The organism is Sphingomonas sp. Leaf23, from assembly GCF_001421585.1.
GTDB lineage: Bacteria > Pseudomonadota > Alphaproteobacteria > Sphingomonadales > Sphingomonadaceae > Sphingomonas.
Map to the genome: position 1 here is coordinate 289,847 of NZ_LMKR01000004.1, position 17,753 is coordinate 307,599.

The following is a 17,753-nucleotide window of genomic DNA, read 5'->3' on the forward strand; positions in this document are numbered from 1 at the left end:
GTCACCCCGGGCTTGACCCGGGGTCCCGCTTCTTCTCCTACGATCGGCGCTATTCAACCGTCGGATCGGATAGGTATCGACCCGAAGGTCCCGCTCCTTCAACGACGGTCGGAAACGAAGCGTCACCCCGGGTCAAGCCCGGGGTGACGCGGAGCCCCGGGTCGTGGCCCCCTTACGCCGCCTTGCCGCCCAGCAGCTCGGCCAGCTCGCCGCTCTCGTACATTTCCATCATGATGTCCGACCCGCCGACGAACTCCCCGCCGACATAGAGCTGCGGGATGGTCGGCCAGTCCGAATAGGCCTTGATCCCCTGCCGGATGCCCTGATCCTGCAGCACGTCGACGCTTTCGAACTGCGCGTTCAGGTGGTTCAGGATCGCCACCGCCCGGCTGGAAAAGCCGCATTGCGGGAACAGCGGGCTGCCCTTCATGAACAGCACCACGTCGTTGTTCTTCACCACCGCGTCGATGCGGGCATGGGTATCGTCGATCATCGTCTTTTCCTTTTGTGCCGCAAGGGCAATTCAATCCTGGGGAACGCCGGTGGTCAGTTGCAGCGCGTGCAGTTCGCCGCCCATCCGCCCGCCGAGCGCGGCGTAGACCGCGCGCTGCTGCGCGATGCGCGGCTTACCCCGGAAACTCTCCGACACCACCCGCGCGGCATAATGGTCGCCGTCGCCGGCCAGATCGGTGATTTCCACCACCGCATCGGGGATCGCCGCCACGATCAGCGCCTCGATCGCCTGTGCCTCCATCGGCATCAGATGCTTCCCAGCAGCTGGCGACGCGCTTCGACGTCGCAATCGGCCATCGCCTGGCGGATCGCACCCTCGTCGCAATCGACGCCGGCCGCCGACAGGTCGGACAGGAGCTTGCGGATCACGTCCTCGTCGCCGACTTCCTCGAAATCGGCCTGCACGACCGACGTCGCATAGGCATCGGTTTCGGCCGGGGTCAGCGCCATACGCTCGGCGGCCCATTGGCCCAGCAGCTTGTTGCGCCGCGCCGTAACCCGAAACGCCATCTCGCCATCGCGGGCGAATTTCGCTTCGAACGCACGCTCCCGGTCGTCGAACATCGTCATCGCATTCCCCTACTCGTCCCTCGGTTGCGAGATAGGATGCGACAGGGGCACGCGCAACGGCGCAGGTGTGGGGGGAAAGGGTTCCCCCACCGTCACCCCGGGCTTGACCCGGGGTCCCGCTTTCTTGTCGACGGCAGCAAAAGAAGCGGGACCCCGGGTCAAGCCCGGGGTGACGAGCAGGCGTCAGGGCACGACGACCTGTTTCCCGATGACCCGGCGGCCAGCCAGCGCCGCGATCGCCTCGCCCCCGCGCTCCAGTGGAAAGGTGCCCGTCACCCGCGGCGCGATCCGCCCCTCGTCCCACAGCCGGAACAGCGTCGCGACATGTGCCGCGTTCGCCGCCGGATCGCGCATCGCGAACGCCCCCCAGAACACGCCGCACACATCGCAGCTCTTCAGCAATGTGAGGTTGAGCGGCAGCTTCGGAATCCCCGCAGGAAAGCCGACGACCAGATACCGCCCTTCCCAGCCGACGCTGCGCAGTGCCGGTTCGGCATAGTCGCCGCCGACCGGATCGAACACGACGTCCGCCCCCTGCCCGCCGACCGCCGCCTTTAACGCATCGGCCAGCGCCTTCGACGCGGCCTTGTCGAGCGGGGCGTGGGGATAGATGACCACCTCGTCCGCCCCCGCCTCCCGCGCCGCCGCTGCCTTCTCCTTCGACGACACCGCCGCCACGACCCGCGCGCCGAACGCCTTGCCCAGCTCGATCGTGGCGAGGCCGACGCCGCCCGCCGCGCCCAGCACCAGCAGCGTCTGCCCCTCGCCCAACCGCCCGCGATCAAGCAGCGCATGGATCGCGGTGGCATAGGTCAGCAGCAGCGCTGCGCCGTCTTCGAAACTACGGTTTGCCGACAGGCGGTGGAGCGCGGCGGCCGGCACCGCCAGTTTCTCGACCATCCCGCCATGGCCGGTAACCGCGATCACCCGGTCGCCGACCGCCCAGCCGGTGACACCCTCGCCGACGCTTTCGATCACGCCGGCCACCTCGCCGCCCGGCGCAAAAGGCCGCTGCGGGCGGAACTGGTACTTATCCTCGATAATCAGGACGTCGGGATAGTTCACCGCGCATGCCCTGACGGCAAGGACGACCTGCCCCCGGCTCGCCACCGGATCGGCCAAATCGCCGATGGTCAGCGTGTCAGGTCCGCCCGGTTCCTTCGACAGCAACGCCCGCATCACCGCTCTCCTGATGGAGCCACGGTCGGGCCGCCGCCACGCCGGACTCATATTTCGAAATCGCGGTATCTTGTGCCAGCGTCATGCCGATCTCGTCCAGCCCTTCCATCAGGCACTGGCGACGAAACGGGTCGAGGTCGAAGGGGAAGCGATCCTGGTACGGCGTGGTGACCGTCATCGTCTCCAGATCGACCGCCACCAATTCGGTCTGCGCGACCTCGACCAGCCGGTCGATCGCGTCCTGCGGCAGCACGACCGTCACGATCCCGTTCTTGATCGCGTTGCCGGAGAAGATGTCGGAAAAGCTCGGCGCGATCACCGCGCGGATGCCCATGTCGGTCAGCGCCCATGCGGCGTGTTCGCGGCTGGACCCGCAACCGAAATTCTCACCCGCGATCAGCACCGGCGCCCCGGCATAGCGCGGATCGTCGAAGATATTGCCCGGTTCCGCCCGCACGCTTTCGAACGCGCCCTTGCCCAGCCCTTCGCGGGTGGTGGTCTTCAGCCAGTGCGCCGGGATGATGATATCGGTGTCGATATTCTTGGCGCCCCATGGATAGGCGCGCCCCTCGACCTTGGTGATCGGGTCCATCAGCGGGCCGATGCCGGGAACGCGGGCAGCTTGGCCACGTCGTTCGCTTCGTGTTGCAGGATCACGGTCGCCTTTACGTTGCCCGCCAGTTGCTTGAACCGGTCGAGCGAGGCGAGCGACTGCGCGCGATCGGTGTTGAACGGCGGCACGCCATTCCGGTCGTAGTTTTCGCGGAAATGCGCGAGGTCGCCCGACAACAGCACCGGGCCCTTGGCCTTGAGCAGGACCAGCAGCGCATGGTGCCCCGGCGTATGCCCCGGCAGGTTCAGCATGGTGACGCTGCCGTCGCCGAACACGTCCTTGTCCGCCTCGACCGCCTCGACCTTTGCCCCGCCGCCGAACCAGGGTTTGAGCGGCTCCGTGCTGGTGCCGGGCTTGCCGGCATTAAGCGCGTCGGCATCCGCCTTGCCGATCAGCAGCGTTGCGGCCGGAAAGCCCGCCGCCTGTCCGGTGTGGTCGAAATGATAATGGCTGATGCCGACGCGGCCGATCTGTTCGGGCTTCACCCCGATCTGCGCCAGCTGCTTCTTGATCGTGGTCGTCAGGATCGGCGACATCGCATCGGTGCTGCTCACCGGCTTGCCGATCACCGCCTCGGGCAGGCCGGTATCCCACAGCAGATAATCGCCACCATGGCGGATCAGATAGCAGCTGGCGACCAGCCGCTTCTTCTGTCCGCTATAGGCGAGCGTATCGGAAAAGGCGTTGAGGTCGTTGACCTGCACGCCGCCGCAATCCAGCCGCCACAATTCGACATCGGCCAGCTTTGGGGCAGGCGCCTGCCCCATGGTCAGCACCAACGCGGCGACCGCCGCAACCCGTGCGATCACTGCCGCGCGTCCGTCCGCTGCGGCGTGGTGGCCTTGGCCGGGCGCACCGAGGCATAGGCCGCCGCCATGCCGCTCAACACCGCGCCCGCGATCAACGCGACCAGAACCCGCTTCATCCGCCCTTACTCCGTCACCAGTTCGCGTACATCGGCCAGCCGCCCGGTCACCGCCGCCGCCGCCGCCATCGCGGGGGAGACGAGGTGCGTCCGCGCGCCCGGTCCCTGCCGTCCTACGAAATTGCGGTTGCTGGTGGAAGCGCAGCGTTCGCCCGGCGGCACCTTGTCCGGGTTCATCGCCAGGCACATCGAACAACCCGGCTCGCGCCATTCGAAACCGGCTTCGGTAAAGATGCGGTCCAGCCCCTCGGCCTCGGCCTGGCGCTTGACCAGCCCCGATCCGGGCACGACCAGCGCCTGCTTGATCCCGCCCGCGACATGGCGACCCTTCACCACATTGGCGGCGGCGCGCAGGTCCTCGATCCGGCTGTTGGTGCAGCTGCCGATGAAGATATAGCTGACCGGAACGTCCTGCATCCGCGTGCCGGGTGTCAGGCCCATATAGTCGAGTGATTTCTGCGCCGCGACGCGCTTGCTCGGGTCGGCAAAGCTGTCGGGCGACGGCACGACCCCTGTGATCGGCACGACATCCTCGGGGCTGGTCCCCCAGGTCAGCGACGGCGCGATGTCGCTCGCGTGCAGCTGCACCACCTTGTCATACACTGCCCCCGCATCGGTCGGCAGCGTCCGCCAGTATTCAACGGCACGGTCCCACGCCGCGCCCTTCGGCGCCATCGGTCGGCCCTTCAGATAGGCGAAGGTTGTGTCGTCCGGCGCGATCAGGCCGGAGCGCGCCCCGCCCTCGATCGACATGTTGCTGATCGTCAGCCGCCCCTCGACCGACAGCGCCCGGATCACTTCGCCGGTATATTCGACGACATAGCCGGTGCCGCCCGCAGCGCCCGTCTTGCCGATGATCGCCAGCACGACGTCCTTGGCCGACACGCCATAGCCGAGCGTCCCGTCGACGCGGATTTCCATCGTCTTCGACTGTTGCAGCAGCAATGTCTGGGTGGCCAACACATGCTCGACCTCGCTGGTGCCGATGCCGAACGCCAGCGCACCCAGCGCCCCGTGCGCGCTGGTATGGCTGTCGCCGCAGACCAATGTCGTGCCCGGCAGGGTAAAGCCCTGTTCTGGGCCGACGACATGGACGATCCCCTGTTCGGCCGCCGTCGCATCGATATAGCGGATGCCGAAATCGGGCGCGTTCTTCTCCAGCGCCGCCAGCTGCTGCGCGCTCGCCGGATCGGCGATCGGCAGGCGGTGGCCCGCCGCATCCACCCGCCGCGTCGTCGGCAGGTTGTGATCGGGCACCGCCAGCGTCAGCTCGGGCCGGCGGACGGTACGGCCATTGGCGCGCAGCCCGGCGAACGCCTGCGGGCTGGTGACTTCATGGACGAGGTGCCGGTCGATATAGATCAGGCAGGTGCCGTCATCGCGGCGCTCGACCACATGGTCGTTCCAGATTTTCTCGTACAGGGTTTGCGGACGGCTGCTCATGCCTGCGCGTTAACTGAAAACAGTCGCCAGCAAAAGTCCGCGCGACATTTTATTACCGATGCAGGGATATTTCGTATCTCCCATGCGGCCCCTGCGGGGTGGGGCTACGTTCCCCGCGATCCTCCTGCCCGTGACGGGCCTCGACGCCCATGCCGCACCATCCCGACCCCGCCCATGGCCGCAACGCCCGCGCGCTGAATGCGAGTGAACGCCTTCCTGGCCGATGTCCGCGACGGGCTGGTAGCGTATCTCGCCATCTACCTCGTCTCGGTACGCGGCCCGACCCATGGCTGGCCGGGGCGCTGGTCGACCGGATCAAGGCCAAGCGCGCGCTGCTGGTCGTCGCCGCGCTGCTGCCGGTGGTGGTCGCTGCGATCATGCGCGGCAGATACGACGCAGCGTTCCTGCTGCCAGCGGGAATCGCCGCGCTTGGGTTGGCGCTGCTGTGGTAAAAAAATGCCGGAGACGGCAGAGCGTTAACTGCGCCCCTTCGTCATCCCCGCGCAGGCAGGAATGACGAAGGTAGCGGCGGGATTACCCCTCGTACTTCGCCGTCGTCTTTTCGCGCACCTCGTCCGCGCTCACCCCCGGCGCGGTTTCAACCAGCCGGAACGGGCTGGCATGATCGGGCCTCGCGAACACCGCCAGGTCGGTGATGATCATGTCGACCACCCCCAGCCCGGTCAGCGGCAGGGTGCATTCCGGAATGAACTTCGGATCGCCGTTCTTGCTGGTATGCTCCATCACGACGATGATCTTCTTGACCCCGGCGACCAGGTCCATGGCCCCGCCCATGCCCTTCACCATCTTGCCCGGAATCATCCAGTTGGCGATGTCACCGTTCTGCGACACCTCCATCGCGCCCAGCACGGTCAGGTCGATATGCCCGCCGCGGATCATGGCGAAGCTGTCGGCGCTGCTGAAATAGACCGATTGCGGCAGTTCGCTGATCGTCTGCTTGCCGGCATTGATCAGGTCGGCATCCTCTTCGCCGGCATAGGGAAACGGGCCGATGCCCAGCATCCCGTTTTCCGACTGCAGCGTCACCTCGACGCCGTCGGGAATATGGTTCGCCACCAGCGTGGGGATACCGATGCCGAGGTTGACGTAGAAACCGTCCTTCAGCTCGCGCGCGGCGCGTGCCGCCATTTCGTCGCGGGTCCAGGCCATGGGATTACTCCTTGCGCGCGCCGGGATCGCTCCAGCGCAGATCATTGGGGAACACGTCGTCGAAATCACCGGCCAGTGCGGTGCCATAGACGGGGTTGGGCAACACGAACCAGCCATTGCCCCACAGCGGCGCGATCGCCGGCGAATCCGCCGCCGCGCGCCGTTCGGCGGGTTTCAGGCCCGCATTGAACAGGTCGCTGAAATCGCCCAGCTGATCGCCGACCAGCGCCACGACGCAATATTTCGCGGCGATCAGCGCGCGACGGGCATCCTTGCCCGACCCGCCCGGCGCATCGCCCTTCAGGAACAGCGTCTCGCCATGCCTGGCCGGCCCCAGCCCCGCGCGGTTCAGCACGCTTTCGGTATATTGCGCGGTGGCGGCATTGCGGTTGGTGTTGAACACGACGGTCACGCCCGCCGCGCGCAGCGCCGCCAGCCCCTCGACCGCACCCGGCACCGCGCGCGTCGCCCGCCCGTCCGAACGCTCCCACCGTTCCCAGCGCGCCGCGTCGTAGGCCAGGCCCCCGCGCGCGTCGGAATATTCATAACCGGTGTTCAGCAGCACGGTTTCGTCAACGTCGAACACGACGGCGGCCTTGCCGGTGCAGGCGAGCTGCTTCGGCATCGCCAGTGTCGCGTCGGGCGCGAGCACTGCCGAGAGCGGCATCCGGCGCAGCGTCGCGCGGTCACGCTGATATTGCTGCACATAGCGGACCAGCGCCGAATAGGCCTGCCGGCTCGCCGCCGCCGCCTCGCCCGATCCATAGAGATACTGCATCCCCGCCGGCACGCCCGCGACGGTCGCGGGGGCGACAGGGGCGGCCGGCGACTGGTTCCCGACCGCGACGACACAGCCCGACAGGGCAAGCGCGGTGGTGGCGAGGGTGAGCGACCGCGCAATCCCCATCGTCACCCCGGACTTGATCCGGGGTCCCGCTTCTTCTTCTGCGGTCAGGAGGTAGCGGGACCACGGGTCAAGCCCGGGGTGACGTGATGGTTGGGGTAACGCCCCGCCTGCCCCGCCCGTATCCCCGCGCAGGCGGGGATTCAGAGCCACAGGCGCGGACGTCGGCGCTTCACCACCCTGGATCCCCGCCTGCGCGGGGATACGGCCCTTGCCCGCCGCCATCGCCCGCACGCGCCTACGGCCCGGATCGCCGACCATCACACCCGCTCCCGCACCGTACGGAACTCGATCTGCTTGTCGTAGGGCGCACCGACGATCATCCGCTTCACGTAAATCCCCGGCAGGTGGATCGCATCGGGGTCGAGCGACCCGACCGGCACCACTTCCTCGACTTCGGCGACACAGATGTTGGCGGCGGTCGCCATCGGCTGGTTGAAGTTGCGCGCGGTCTTGCGGAAGATCAGGTTGCCGGCTTCGTCAGCCTTCCACCCCTTGATGATCGACACATCGGCGCGGATGCCGCGTTCGAGGATATAATCCTCGCCGTCGAACTGCTTCACTTCCTTCCCTTCCGCGATCAGCGTGCCGACCCCGGTCTTGGTATAGAAACCCGGAATCCCCGCCCCGCCGGCACGGCAGCGTTCAGCGAGCGTCCCCTGCGGGCAGAACTCGACTTCCAGCTCACCGCTCAGATACTGCCGCTCGAACTCCTTGTTCTCGCCGACATAGCTGGAGATCATCTTCTTCACCTGCCGGCTGCGCAGCAGCTTGCCCAGGCCCTGTCCGTCGATCCCGGCATTGTTGCTGGCGATGGTCAGGTCCTTGACCCCCGACGCCTCGATCGCATCGATCAGCCGTTCGGGGATGCCGCACAGGCCGAACCCGCCGGCGCACAGCGTCATGCCGTCGTGCAGCAGCCCGTCGAGCGCGGCCTGTGCATTCGGGTACAGCTTCTTCATCGCCACTCTCCCAACTTCCGTGGGGCCGGATTACGCATGGCCGCGCGGGCGGGTCAAGAACCTGAACCGCCTTTCAACTTCTCCGACGCCACTGGCGCACCGCCGAACCGCGCGATAGCCTGCCGACATGACAGAGTCGCGCACCGGTGGCCGGATCCTGGTCGATGCCCTTGCCCGCCACGGATGCGACCGCATCTTTCACGTGCCGGGCGAAAGTTTCCTGGCCGTCCTCGACGCGCTGCACGACACGCCGGCGATCGATCTGGTGACCTGCCGGCAGGAGGGCGGGGTCGGCTTCATGGCGTGCGCCGACGGCGTGCTGACCGGGCGACCCGGCGTCGCCTTCGTCACGCGGGGGCCCGGTGCCACCAATGCCTCGATCGGGGTGCATGTCGCGCGGCAGGATTCGGTGCCGATGCTGTTGTTCATCGGCGATGTCGACCGGGCATCGCGCGACCGCGAAGGCTTTCAGGAGGTCGATTTCCTGGCGATGTTCGCACCGCTGGCCAAGCTGGTGCTGCGCGTCGACGACCCGGCCCGCATCCCCGAATATATCGCGCGCGCGTGGCGCACCGCCACCTCCGGGCGGCCGGGTCCGGTGGTGATCGCGCTGCCCGAAGACATGCTGTGCGAGCAAGCGATCGTCGCCGACCGCCCGCCGCTGGCCAAGCTGGAAACCACCCTCGATCCCGCCGACTTGGCCGACCTGCTCAACCGCATCGCCCGGGCCGAGCGCCCGGTCGCGATCGTCGGCGGCGCGGGCTGGGACAAGGCGACCGGCGCGGCGTTCAGTGCCTTTGCCAGACGCTGGGGCATCCCCGTCGCCGGCGCGTTCCGGCGACAGGACGCCATCGCCAATGACACGCCCGCATGGGCCGGCAATCTCGGCTACGGCCCCTCCCCGAAACTGGTCCAGCGGATCAAGGCCGCCGACCTGCTGCTGGTGATCGGCGCCCGGCTGGGGGAGGCGACGACCGATGGCTATACCCTGATTACCCCCGACCATCCGGGGCAGGTGCTGATCCACGTCCATCCCGACCCGGCCGAACTCGACCGGGTGTACCGCGCCGACATCGCCATCGCCGCGACCCCGTTCGCTTTCGCCGCCATGCTCGCCCGTGCCGAACCGCCCGCAACGCCCCGGCCCGCAATGGCCGAGGCGCATGCCGAGTGGCTGGCATGGTCGACCCCTGCCCCGCGCGACGTCGCCCTCGACCTCGGCCCATGCGTCGCGGCGATGCGCGAACGGCTGTCGGGGCACGACACGATCATCTGCAACGGCGCGGGCAATTTCTCCGGCTGGTGGCATCGCTATTGGCACTATGGCTGGTCGGGCACGCAGCTGGCCCCGACCTGCGGCGTGATGGGCTATGGCACCCCGGCCGCCGTCGCCGCAGCGCTGCGCTGTCCGGACAAGCTGGCGGTGGCGATCGCGGGCGATGGCGATTTCCTGATGAACGGGCAGGAACTGGCCACCGCGATCCATATGCAGGCTGACGTCCTGATCCTGCTGGTCGACAATGGCGGCTATGGCACGATCCGCATGCATCAGGAGCGCGAATATCCTTCCCGCGTCAGCGGCACCGCGCTCACCAACCCCGATTTCGCCGCGCTGGCGCGTGCCTATGGCGCATGGGCCGAAACGGTCGAGACGACCGACCAGTTCGCCCCCGCCCTCGACCGCGCGCTGGCGCAGGGCGGGGTAAGGCTGCTCCACCTGCGCACCGACATGAACGTCATCACCCACGGCACCACCATCGCCGCGATGCGCGCGCGTTAAGCCTATCGTATCGATTTCGACCTATCCCCCGGAACAACAACCAGTTTCCGGGGGATTTCCGTGAAGACCGTCGCGACCATCACCGCCGCCACGCTCGCCGTCGCCGCAGCCGCTCCGGCCGCCGCGCAGAGCATCGTCGACACGCCGCTCGGCCCCCGCATCGAACTGCGCGTCGGATGGGACCGGGTCGATGTCGTGACCGAAGTCCATGACGGATCGGCGCGCGACGAAGTAACGACCGGCGACAGCGGCATCACCTATGGCGGCGAGGTCGGCTATGACATGGTGCTGTCGGGGGCGTCGGTGATCGGCGTCTATGCCGGGCTGTCGAAATCGACGCTGGAAACCTGCGACGACCTGTCGTTCGGCGCGACCGTGATCGCGCGCGACTGCCTGTCGACCGGTCGCGAGATCGCGGTCGGCGGCCGCATCGGTTTCGTCACCGGCCCCAATTCGCTGGTCTATCTGAAGGGCGGCTACAGCAATGGCGAATTCCGCCGCGACGTCCGCGACCTGACCACGCCCGCCGACAATTTCCGCGACAAGACCCGCCTCGACGGCTTTCACCTGGGCGCCGGCGGCGAAGTCGGCCTGACCAGCCGCGCGTATGGCAAGCTCGAATATCTCTACACCAACTACGCCGCCAACAAGGGCACCGTCGGCCAGTACCGCATCGAAACCGGCGTCGAACGCCACCACGTCGTCGCCGGGCTGGGCTACCGCTTCTGACATGAAAAGGGCCGCCCCGGTTTCCCGGAACGGCCCCTTTGGCACCATCCGCCACTACATCGGCGGTACGCGGTGCCTGTCAGCTCAGATCTTGTCGCCGAGCGCGCCCTTGACGCTGCCCTTGACGTCCTGACCGACGCCCTTGGCCTGCTGGGCCTCGCCCTCGGCTTCCAGACGCTCGTTGTCAGTTGCCTTGCCGATGGCTTCCTTGACGTTGCCGGCGACCTTGTTGCCTGCTGCGGCAAGCTTGTCGGTGAATTCACCCATGATCGGCTCCTTGCGGTTGCGCGGGGTTGTTAGCCCCGCTGGATTGCCCGAATACAACCGCCCCGACCGCCGGCTTGTTCCATTAAATGTGATTCATATTAGTCCGGCGAGCGGGCTGGACGGGTCGGCATAGCGGCGCCGCTGCATCCGCCCGGCGCGATAGCCCATGCGCCCGGCCTCGACCGCCGCCTTCATCGCCGCCGCCATCAGGATCGGGTCCTTCGCCTCGGCGATCGCCGTGTTCATCAATACCCCGTCACAGCCCAGCTCCATCGCCACCGCCGCGTCCGACGCTTGGCCCACGCCGGCATCGACCAGCACCGGCACCTTCGCGCCTTCGACGATCAGGCGGATGGTGACCAGGTTCTGGATGCCGAGGCCGGACCCGATCGGCGCGCCCAGCGGCATGATCGCCACCGCCCCGGCATCCTCCAGCCGCCTGGCCGCGATCGGATCGTCGACGCAGTACACCATCGGCTTGAAGCCTTCGTTCGCCAGCACCTCGGTCGCGCGCAGCGTTTCGACCATATCGGGGTACAGCGTCCGCGCCTCGCCCAGCACCTCCAGCTTCACCAAGTCCCAGCCGCCGGCCTCGCGCGCCAGCCGCAGCGTGCGGATCGCGCTATCGGCATCGAAACAGCCGGCAGTGTTGGGCAAATAAGTGATCTTCTTCGGGTCGATATAGTCGGTCAGCATCGGCGCCTTGGGATCGCTGACGTTCACCCGGCGCACCGCGACGGTCACGATCTCCGCGCCCGATGCCGCGACCGCGGCGGCATTCTGTTCGAAATCCTTGTACTTGCCGGTGCCGACGATCAGCCGCGAGGTAAAGGTCTTGCCCGCCACGCTCCACGTATCGGCCCCCTGCCCGACCGGCTGATGGTCGCCGCCGCCGACGAAGTGCACGATCTCCAGCTCGTCGCCATCCTCGACCTTGACCTCGGCCAGCGTCGAGCGCGGCACGACCTCCAGATTGCGTTCGACCGCCACCTTTTCCGGCACCAGCCCGATTTGCGCCGCCAGCTCGGCAATGGTCAGCCCGTCGCGAATCCGCATGTGATCGCCGTTGACCGTGATGCTGATGGTGCCGTCGCTGTGCATGTCGTCTCCTGTGGGCGCGCGTCTCTCGACTTCGGCCGCCCGCTCCGGGTATGGTGCGGTGCATATAGGGAGCGCGTGACAGCCCCCGCAACCGAAAGCATGTCCGTTTGCCCGCCACCGTCTTCGTTCTCAACGGCCCGAACCTGAACCTGCTCGGCCTGCGCGAGCCCGAAATCTATGGTTCGGACACGCTGGATGACATTGCCGGCATGCTGGAGGATCGCGCCCGCGAACTGGACCTCCAGATCGACCTGCGCCAGTCCAACCACGAAGGGCATCTGGTCGACTGGCTGCACGAGGCGCAGGCGGAGGGTGCCAAGGCCGTCCTGCTCAACGCCGGCGCCTATACCCACACGTCGATCGCGCTGCACGACGCGATCAAGGCGGTGAAGACCCCGGTGATCGAGGTCCACCTGTCCAATCCGCACAAGCGCGAGGATTTTCGCCACGTCAGCTTCGTCGGCCAGGCCGCACGCGGCACGGTGGCGGGGTTCGGCGCGCTTTCCTATCTGGTCGCGCTTGAAGCGGCCGCCCGCATCTGACAAGGGCGCGGTTTTTTAAGAATACACCATTGGGGGTTACCATGGCAGACGACAATCAGGGCGAAGGAACGCCGTTCACCAGCCACGCGATGCGCGTCGACATCGACCTCGTGCGGGCGCTGGCGCAGGTGCTGGACGAAACCGACCTGACCGAGGTCGAGGTGGAGGACGGCGCGCGCAAGGTCCGCGTGGTGCGCAAGCCCGCGCCGGTACAGGCGGCGGCAAGCTATGCCCCCGCTCCGGCCTATGCACCCGCGCCGCAGCAGCCGCAGCTGGCCGCCCCGACGATCGAGGCCGGCGCCGCCGCCGCTCCGATCAGCGCCGTGCCACCGGTCACCTCGCCGATGGTCGGCACCGTCTATCTCGCCGCCAATCCGGAAGCGAAGCCGTTCGTGTCGGTCGGGCAGAAGGTCGCCGCCGGCGACACGCTGGTCATCATCGAGGCGATGAAGGTCATGAACCCGATCGTCGCCCCGGCGGCGGGCACCGTGACGCAGGTCCTGGTATCGAACGGCCAGCCGGTCGAATTCGACCAGCCGCTGGTGGTCGTGGAATAACATGCCCGACATCAAGAAACTGCTGATCGCCAATCGCGGCGAGATCGCGCTCCGCATCCACCGTGCCTGTCACGAAATGGGGATCAAGACGGTCGCGGTCCATTCGACCGCCGATGCCGATGCGATGCACGTACGGCTGGCGGACGAGGCGATCTGCATCGGCCCGCCGTCGGCGACCGACAGCTATCTCAACATCCCGAACATCATCTCGGCCGCCGAGATCAGCGGCGCGGACGCGATCCATCCGGGCTATGGCTTCCTGTCGGAAAACGCCAAGTTCGCCGAGATCGTCGAGCTGCATAACCTGATCTTCGTCGGCCCCAAGCCCGAACATATCCGCACGATGGGCGACAAGATCGAGGCAAAGCGCACCGCCGGCGCGCTCGGCCTGCCGCTCGTCCCCGGTAGCGACGGCGCGATCAGCGACATCGCCGAGGCAAAGGCGATCGCGGCCAAGGCTGGCTATCCGGTCATCATCAAGGCGGCGTCGGGTGGCGGCGGTCGGGGCATGAAGGTGTGCCATTCCGAGGACGAACTCGAAACGCTGATGCAGCAGGCCGGCAGCGAGGCAAAGGCCGCGTTCGGCGACGCCACGGTGTATCTCGAGAAGTATCTTGGCAACCCGCGCCACATCGAGATCCAGGTCTTCGGCGACGGCAATGGCAAGGCGGTCCATCTGGGTGAGCGCGACTGCTCGCTGCAGCGCCGCCACCAGAAGGTGCTGGAGGAAGCCCCCTCCCCCGTGCTCAGCCAGGCCGATCGCGAGCGGATCGGCGGCGTCTGTGCCAAGGCGATGGCCGACATGGGCTATCGCGGCGCCGGCACGATCGAATTCCTGTGGGAAGACGGCGAGTTCTACTTCATCGAAATGAACACCCGCCTGCAGGTCGAACATCCGGTGACCGAGATGATCACCGGCATCGACCTGGTCCGCGAACAGATCCGCGTCGCCGAAGGGCACGGCCTGTCGTGCGAACAGCAGCAGATCCGCTTTACCGGCCACGCGATCGAATGCCGCATCAATGCCGAAGACCCGCGCACCTTCGCGCCGTCGCCCGGCACGGTGAAGCATTTCCATGCGCCCGGCGGCATGCACGTCCGCGTCGATAGCGGGCTGTACGCCGGCTACAAGGTCCCGCCCTATTACGACAGCATGATCGCCAAGCTGATCGTCTATGGCACCACCCGAGAACGCTGCCTGATGCGCCTCCGGCGCGCGCTGGAGGAGTTCGTGATCGAGGGGATGAAGACCACCATCCCGCTCCACCAGTCGCTGCTCGACGATCCCCAGTTCCAGCAGGGTGACTACACGATCAAGTGGCTCGAAGAGTGGCTGGCGAAGAACGACTGACGTGAACCCCTCCCCGCTGCGCGGGGAGCTGTTTGATCGCAAGAAACGCCCAGGATCCTCCCCGCCCCGCGGGGAGGGGGACCATCCGCAGGATGGTGGAGGGGGATTTCCCCAATCGCAACGGCGGTGGAGCCGGCCACCCCCCTCCACCCCTCGCTTGCGCGAGCGGTCCCCCTCCCCGTGCCGGGGAGGATTTATGAAGGCCACGATCTACCACAACCCGCGCTGCTCGAAGTCGCGCGCCGCGCTCGCGCTGCTGACGGAGGCCGGCGCCAACGTCACCATCTTCGAATATCTGAAGACCCCACCCACCCGCGACCAACTGGCCGCGCTGTTCGCCCGCGCCAATCTCACCCCGCGCGACGCCCTGCGCACGGGCGAAACCGAGGCCAAGCCGCTAAAGGCCGCCACCGACGCGCAAATCCTCGACGCGATGGCCGCCCACCCGATCCTGATCGAACGCCCGATCGTCGAGACGGAAAAGGGCGTCGTCATCGCCCGCCCGCCAGAACGCGTCCACGAAGTCCTGTAGCCGCCTCCCCACACCGTCACCCCGGGCTTGACCCGGGGTCCCGCTTCTTCTGTCATGTCAGCCAAGAACGCCGGACTCCGGGTGAAGCCCAAGGTGACGTAGAGGCGAGGACGCGCCCTACGCCCCCATTCGTCATTCCCGCGAAGGCGGGAATCCATAACCGCCGACGTTTCGGCTAAAGGTGCGACCGCTGCGTCCATGGGTCCCCGGCTGCGCTGGGACGACGCCAGGAAGCCGGGCCAACCCTTTCCTACACGCCCCGATCCTGCCAGCCTCGCGCTCGCGCTCTTTCCCATAGTCCACCCGCCCCACCGCCGCAAACGCCACCCCCGCACCAGCGCCACCAACCGCGCACGAGTGTGAACTTTGTGAACTTTGGCCCCGACAATCCCGGCCAACCCACCGCAATCGCTTGGAACTGCAACGATAGCCTGTCATTGCAGCCGCATGGCGCGTCACACCCCTCCGCTCGAACCGGGTCGCAACTGCTGGCGGATGGAGCGTGCCACGCGCGCGACCGTGCTGGTCGATGCCGACAATTATTTCACCCATGCCCGCGACGCGATGCTGAAGGCGAAGAAGCAGATCCTGCTCATCGGCTGGGATTTCGACGCGCGCATCCGTTTCAAGACCGATGCCGACAGCGAAGGCCCGGACAAGGTTGGCGAATTCATCAGCTGGCTGGTCCGTCGTACGCCGGGACTGCAGGTCCATATCCTGCGCTGGGACACCGGCGCCATCAAGACGCTGTTCCACGGCCGCACCCTGGTGCGCATCGCCAAGTGGATCGCCGATCCGCAGGTGCATATGCGGCTCGACGCCCATCACCCGGTCGCCGGGTCGCATCATCAAAAGGTCGTGGTGATCGACGACGACGTGGCGTTCTGCGGCGGGATCGACATGACCGTCGACCGCTGGGACACGCGCGAGCATCTCGACGACGATCCCCGCCGGGTCGAGCCGGACGGCACGCCCTACCAGCCATGGCACGACGTCACCACCGCACTGGAAGGGCCGGTCGCCGCTGCCCTTGGCGACATGTGCCGCCAGCGCTGGGCGATTTCCGGCGGCGACACCCTGCCCGCGCCGACTGGCGCCGGCGGCTGCTGGCCGACCGGGCTGGAGGCGGACTTCACCGATATCGACGTCGCCATCGCCCGCACCATTCCGGAAATGGCCGACCAGGAACCGGTGCATGAGATCGAGACGCTCTATCTCGACCTGATCGCCCGTGCCGAACGCTTCTTCTATGCCGAGAGCCAGTATTTCGCCTCGCGCAAGGTCGCCGAGGCGATCGCCAAGCGGCTGGACGAGGCCGACGGGCCGGAGATCGTCATCGTCAACCCGACCACTGCCGAAGGCTGGCTGGAACCGGTGGCGATGGATTCGGCCCGCGCCCGGCTGTTCCAGGCGCTGAAGGAACGCGACCGCCACGACCGGCTGCGCCTCTACCACCCGTTCACCGCCGGTGGGTCCCCGATCTATGTCCATGCCAAGGTGACGGTGATCGACGACCAGCTGCTGCGCGTCGGTTCGTCCAACTTCAACAATCGCTCGCTGCGGCTCGACACCGAATGCGACGTGACCGTCGACGCCACCCGCCACGCCAATGCCGACGAACGCCGCACCATCGCCGGCATTCGCGACTCCTTGCTCGCCGAGCATCTGAACGTCGATTGCAAGACGATCGAAGCAACACTGGAACGCACCGGATCGCTGATCGCCACGATCGAGGAACTGCGCGGCGACGGCCGCTCGCTACGCCCCTATGAAATCCCCGACCTGAACGCCGTCACCGAATGGCTGGCCGACAACAAGATCCTCGATCCCGAAGGTCCAGGCGAGATGTTCGAAGGGCTGGCACAGCGCACGCCGCTGCTCAAGAAGCTCCGGAAGCATCGCCCCCATCTCCACCGCGCCGACGACACCTTGTCGCCGGTGATGACGGCGGTCGCGGTCGGCGGCACCGTGGCCGGCGGCACGCTGATCGGCATGATGCTGTGGAATGCGTGGAAGAAGCGGGAAGGCTGACCGCTCAAATGATCGGGGGATATGTCCGATGATGTGGGCGATGGCAGCGCTGATCTGGAGCGGTATCGGCCTCGGCCTGCTCCCGCCGCGCTATCGGATCGCCGGACACTTGCGGCAGGCCATCGGCGTTGCCGCGATGATCCTGGTTTCGGTCATGGCGTGGCGATGGTTATCCGGTGCCTTGCGGGCCGACATCGATCTGGCATGGCTGGTGTCGATAGCCGGCGTGTTCGCCAGCGATATGGTCAAGCGCCGGGCAGGTCGACCGGACACGGCAACGGCCAGCGAACCGGCCTGAAAACCGAAGCGGGGACCGGCACCGGCCCCCGCCCCGCAACCGGACTTAGTTGCTGTCCGAGTTGTTGTCGTCGACGGCGATGATGACGCCACCGGCAACGATCGCCGCTGCGAGCAGCGCGAACACGATGCCGCCGCCGGCCAGCTTCTGGCCACCCTTGGTCGGGGCAGTCGCGCGCACCGACTTGGCAACCGACAGCGCCGACGCGTTCTGTGCGGCATTGGCGGCGACCGGAGCAGCGGCCAGCGTGGTCGCGGCGATCGCCGTCAGAAACTTCGAAACCATT

22 protein-coding genes are annotated in these 17,753 nt (G+C 67.1%); 9 read left to right on the forward strand and 13 right to left on the reverse strand.

The genetic code is table 11. The annotated features are described in order from the left end of the window. Positions 1-172: 172 nt before the first annotated feature. From grxD to leuC, 7 genes are all read right to left on the reverse strand, one after another. Positions 173-493: a Grx4 family monothiol glutaredoxin gene (gene grxD, locus ASE67_RS13765; protein ID WP_055762442.1), complete on the reverse strand. Its 321-nt coding sequence runs from the start codon at positions 491-493 to the stop codon at positions 173-175. A 30-nt stretch (positions 494-523) separates the two neighbouring features. Continuing rightward, positions 524-760 (reverse strand): BolA/IbaG family iron-sulfur metabolism protein, encoded by a 237-nt coding sequence (locus tag ASE67_RS13770; protein WP_055762445.1) that lies wholly within the window; start codon positions 758-760, stop codon positions 524-526. Continuing rightward, positions 760-1,083, reverse strand: a complete 324-nt coding sequence (locus ASE67_RS13775) for a DUF1476 domain-containing protein (RefSeq protein WP_055762447.1) — start codon at positions 1,081-1,083, stop codon at positions 760-762. Before ASE67_RS13775 ends, ASE67_RS13770 begins: the two co-directional genes overlap by 1 nt. Positions 1,084-1,266: 183 nt before the next feature. Continuing rightward, positions 1,267-2,262, reverse strand: a complete 996-nt coding sequence (locus ASE67_RS13780; RefSeq protein WP_200922230.1) for an NADPH:quinone oxidoreductase family protein — start codon at positions 2,260-2,262, stop codon at positions 1,267-1,269. Continuing rightward, complete coding sequence (leuD, locus tag ASE67_RS13785) at positions 2,225-2,854, reverse strand: 3-isopropylmalate dehydratase small subunit (RefSeq protein WP_055762450.1); 630 nt, start codon at positions 2,852-2,854, stop codon at positions 2,225-2,227. Before leuD ends, ASE67_RS13780 begins: the two co-directional genes overlap by 38 nt. After that, positions 2,854-3,681 (reverse strand): N-acyl homoserine lactonase family protein, encoded by an 828-nt coding sequence (locus tag ASE67_RS13790; RefSeq protein ID WP_055762948.1) that lies wholly within the window; start codon positions 3,679-3,681, stop codon positions 2,854-2,856. The genes leuD and ASE67_RS13790 overlap by 1 nt, the downstream gene beginning before the upstream one ends. Positions 3,682-3,806: 125 nt before the next feature. Then, positions 3,807-5,243: a 3-isopropylmalate dehydratase large subunit gene (gene leuC / locus ASE67_RS13795; protein WP_055762453.1), complete on the reverse strand. Its 1,437-nt coding sequence runs from the start codon at positions 5,241-5,243 to the stop codon at positions 3,807-3,809. A 149-nt stretch (positions 5,244-5,392) separates the two neighbouring features. Between leuC and ASE67_RS13800 the strand changes: the two genes are divergently transcribed. Next, positions 5,393-5,695 carry a hypothetical protein gene (locus ASE67_RS13800; RefSeq protein ID WP_055762456.1) on the forward strand — a complete coding sequence of 101 codons (303 nt, stop codon included), beginning with the start codon at positions 5,393-5,395 and terminating at the stop codon, positions 5,693-5,695. A gap of 82 nt (positions 5,696-5,777) precedes the next feature. Here the strand turns inward: ASE67_RS13800 and ASE67_RS13805 are convergent, their stop codons facing one another. The 3 genes from ASE67_RS13805 to ASE67_RS13815 all read right to left on the reverse strand — a co-directional run bounded on the left by ASE67_RS13805 (position 5,778) and on the right by ASE67_RS13815 (position 8,279). Beyond that, entirely contained in the window at positions 5,778-6,413 is a 636-nt protein-coding gene (locus ASE67_RS13805; RefSeq protein WP_055762459.1) for a CoA transferase subunit B, read from the reverse strand. Between the two features lie 4 nt (positions 6,414-6,417). Continuing rightward, on the reverse strand, positions 6,418-7,320 hold the full coding sequence (locus tag ASE67_RS13810; protein WP_055762461.1) for a 5'-nucleotidase, lipoprotein e(P4) family: 903 nt from the start codon (positions 7,318-7,320) through the stop codon (positions 6,418-6,420). 257 nt (positions 7,321-7,577) lie between these two features. Next, the gene (locus ASE67_RS13815; protein WP_055762465.1) at positions 7,578-8,279 is read right to left on the reverse strand and encodes a CoA transferase subunit A; all 702 of its coding nucleotides are present in this window, start codon (positions 8,277-8,279) and stop codon (positions 7,578-7,580) included. Between the two features lie 127 nt (positions 8,280-8,406). Between ASE67_RS13815 and ASE67_RS13820 the strand changes: the two genes are divergently transcribed. Together ASE67_RS13820 and ASE67_RS13825 are read left to right on the forward strand one after the other, a co-directional pair. After that, on the forward strand, positions 8,407-10,059 hold the full coding sequence (locus ASE67_RS13820; RefSeq protein WP_055762468.1) for a thiamine pyrophosphate-binding protein: 1,653 nt from the start codon (positions 8,407-8,409) through the stop codon (positions 10,057-10,059). Positions 10,060-10,119: 60 nt separating this feature from the next. Then, complete coding sequence (locus ASE67_RS13825) at positions 10,120-10,788, forward strand: outer membrane protein (RefSeq protein ID WP_055762471.1); 669 nt, start codon at positions 10,120-10,122, stop codon at positions 10,786-10,788. An 84-nt stretch (positions 10,789-10,872) separates the two neighbouring features. On the opposite strand, the gene ASE67_RS13830 is transcribed toward ASE67_RS13825, so the two are convergent. Both ASE67_RS13830 and thiS read right to left on the reverse strand, forming a co-directional pair. Beyond that, positions 10,873-11,055 (reverse strand): CsbD family protein, encoded by a 183-nt coding sequence (locus ASE67_RS13830; RefSeq protein ID WP_055762474.1) that lies wholly within the window; start codon positions 11,053-11,055, stop codon positions 10,873-10,875. 93 nt (positions 11,056-11,148) lie between these two features. After that, the gene (thiS, locus tag ASE67_RS13835) at positions 11,149-12,156 is read right to left on the reverse strand and encodes a sulfur carrier protein ThiS (RefSeq protein WP_082457139.1); all 1,008 of its coding nucleotides are present in this window, start codon (positions 12,154-12,156) and stop codon (positions 11,149-11,151) included. A gap of 107 nt (positions 12,157-12,263) precedes the next feature. On the opposite strand from thiS, the gene aroQ reads away from it, so the two are divergent. From aroQ to ASE67_RS13865, 6 genes are all read left to right on the forward strand, one after another. Then, complete coding sequence (gene aroQ / locus ASE67_RS13840) at positions 12,264-12,698, forward strand: type II 3-dehydroquinate dehydratase (RefSeq protein ID WP_055762477.1); 435 nt, start codon at positions 12,264-12,266, stop codon at positions 12,696-12,698. Between the two features lie 41 nt (positions 12,699-12,739). Continuing rightward, on the forward strand, positions 12,740-13,255 hold the full coding sequence (gene accB / locus ASE67_RS13845) for an acetyl-CoA carboxylase biotin carboxyl carrier protein (protein ID WP_055762480.1): 516 nt from the start codon (positions 12,740-12,742) through the stop codon (positions 13,253-13,255). A 1-nt stretch (position 13,256) separates the two neighbouring features. Continuing rightward, positions 13,257-14,606: an acetyl-CoA carboxylase biotin carboxylase subunit gene (gene accC, locus ASE67_RS13850; protein ID WP_055762483.1), complete on the forward strand. Its 1,350-nt coding sequence runs from the start codon at positions 13,257-13,259 to the stop codon at positions 14,604-14,606. A gap of 196 nt (positions 14,607-14,802) precedes the next feature. After that, positions 14,803-15,138: an arsenate reductase (glutaredoxin) gene (gene arsC, locus ASE67_RS13855; protein WP_055762486.1), complete on the forward strand. Its 336-nt coding sequence runs from the start codon at positions 14,803-14,805 to the stop codon at positions 15,136-15,138. A gap of 447 nt (positions 15,139-15,585) precedes the next feature. Next, positions 15,586-17,169 (forward strand): phospholipase D-like domain-containing protein, encoded by a 1,584-nt coding sequence (locus ASE67_RS13860; RefSeq protein WP_055762489.1) that lies wholly within the window; start codon positions 15,586-15,588, stop codon positions 17,167-17,169. Positions 17,170-17,209: 40 nt separating this feature from the next. Further along, positions 17,210-17,467 (forward strand): hypothetical protein, encoded by a 258-nt coding sequence (locus ASE67_RS13865; protein WP_156348619.1) that lies wholly within the window; start codon positions 17,210-17,212, stop codon positions 17,465-17,467. Between the two features lie 45 nt (positions 17,468-17,512). Here ASE67_RS13865 and ASE67_RS13870 read toward each other — a convergent pair whose 3' ends face one another. After that, entirely contained in the window at positions 17,513-17,752 is a 240-nt protein-coding gene (locus tag ASE67_RS13870) for a hypothetical protein (RefSeq protein WP_055762496.1), read from the reverse strand. Position 17,753: the final 1 nt, after the last annotated feature.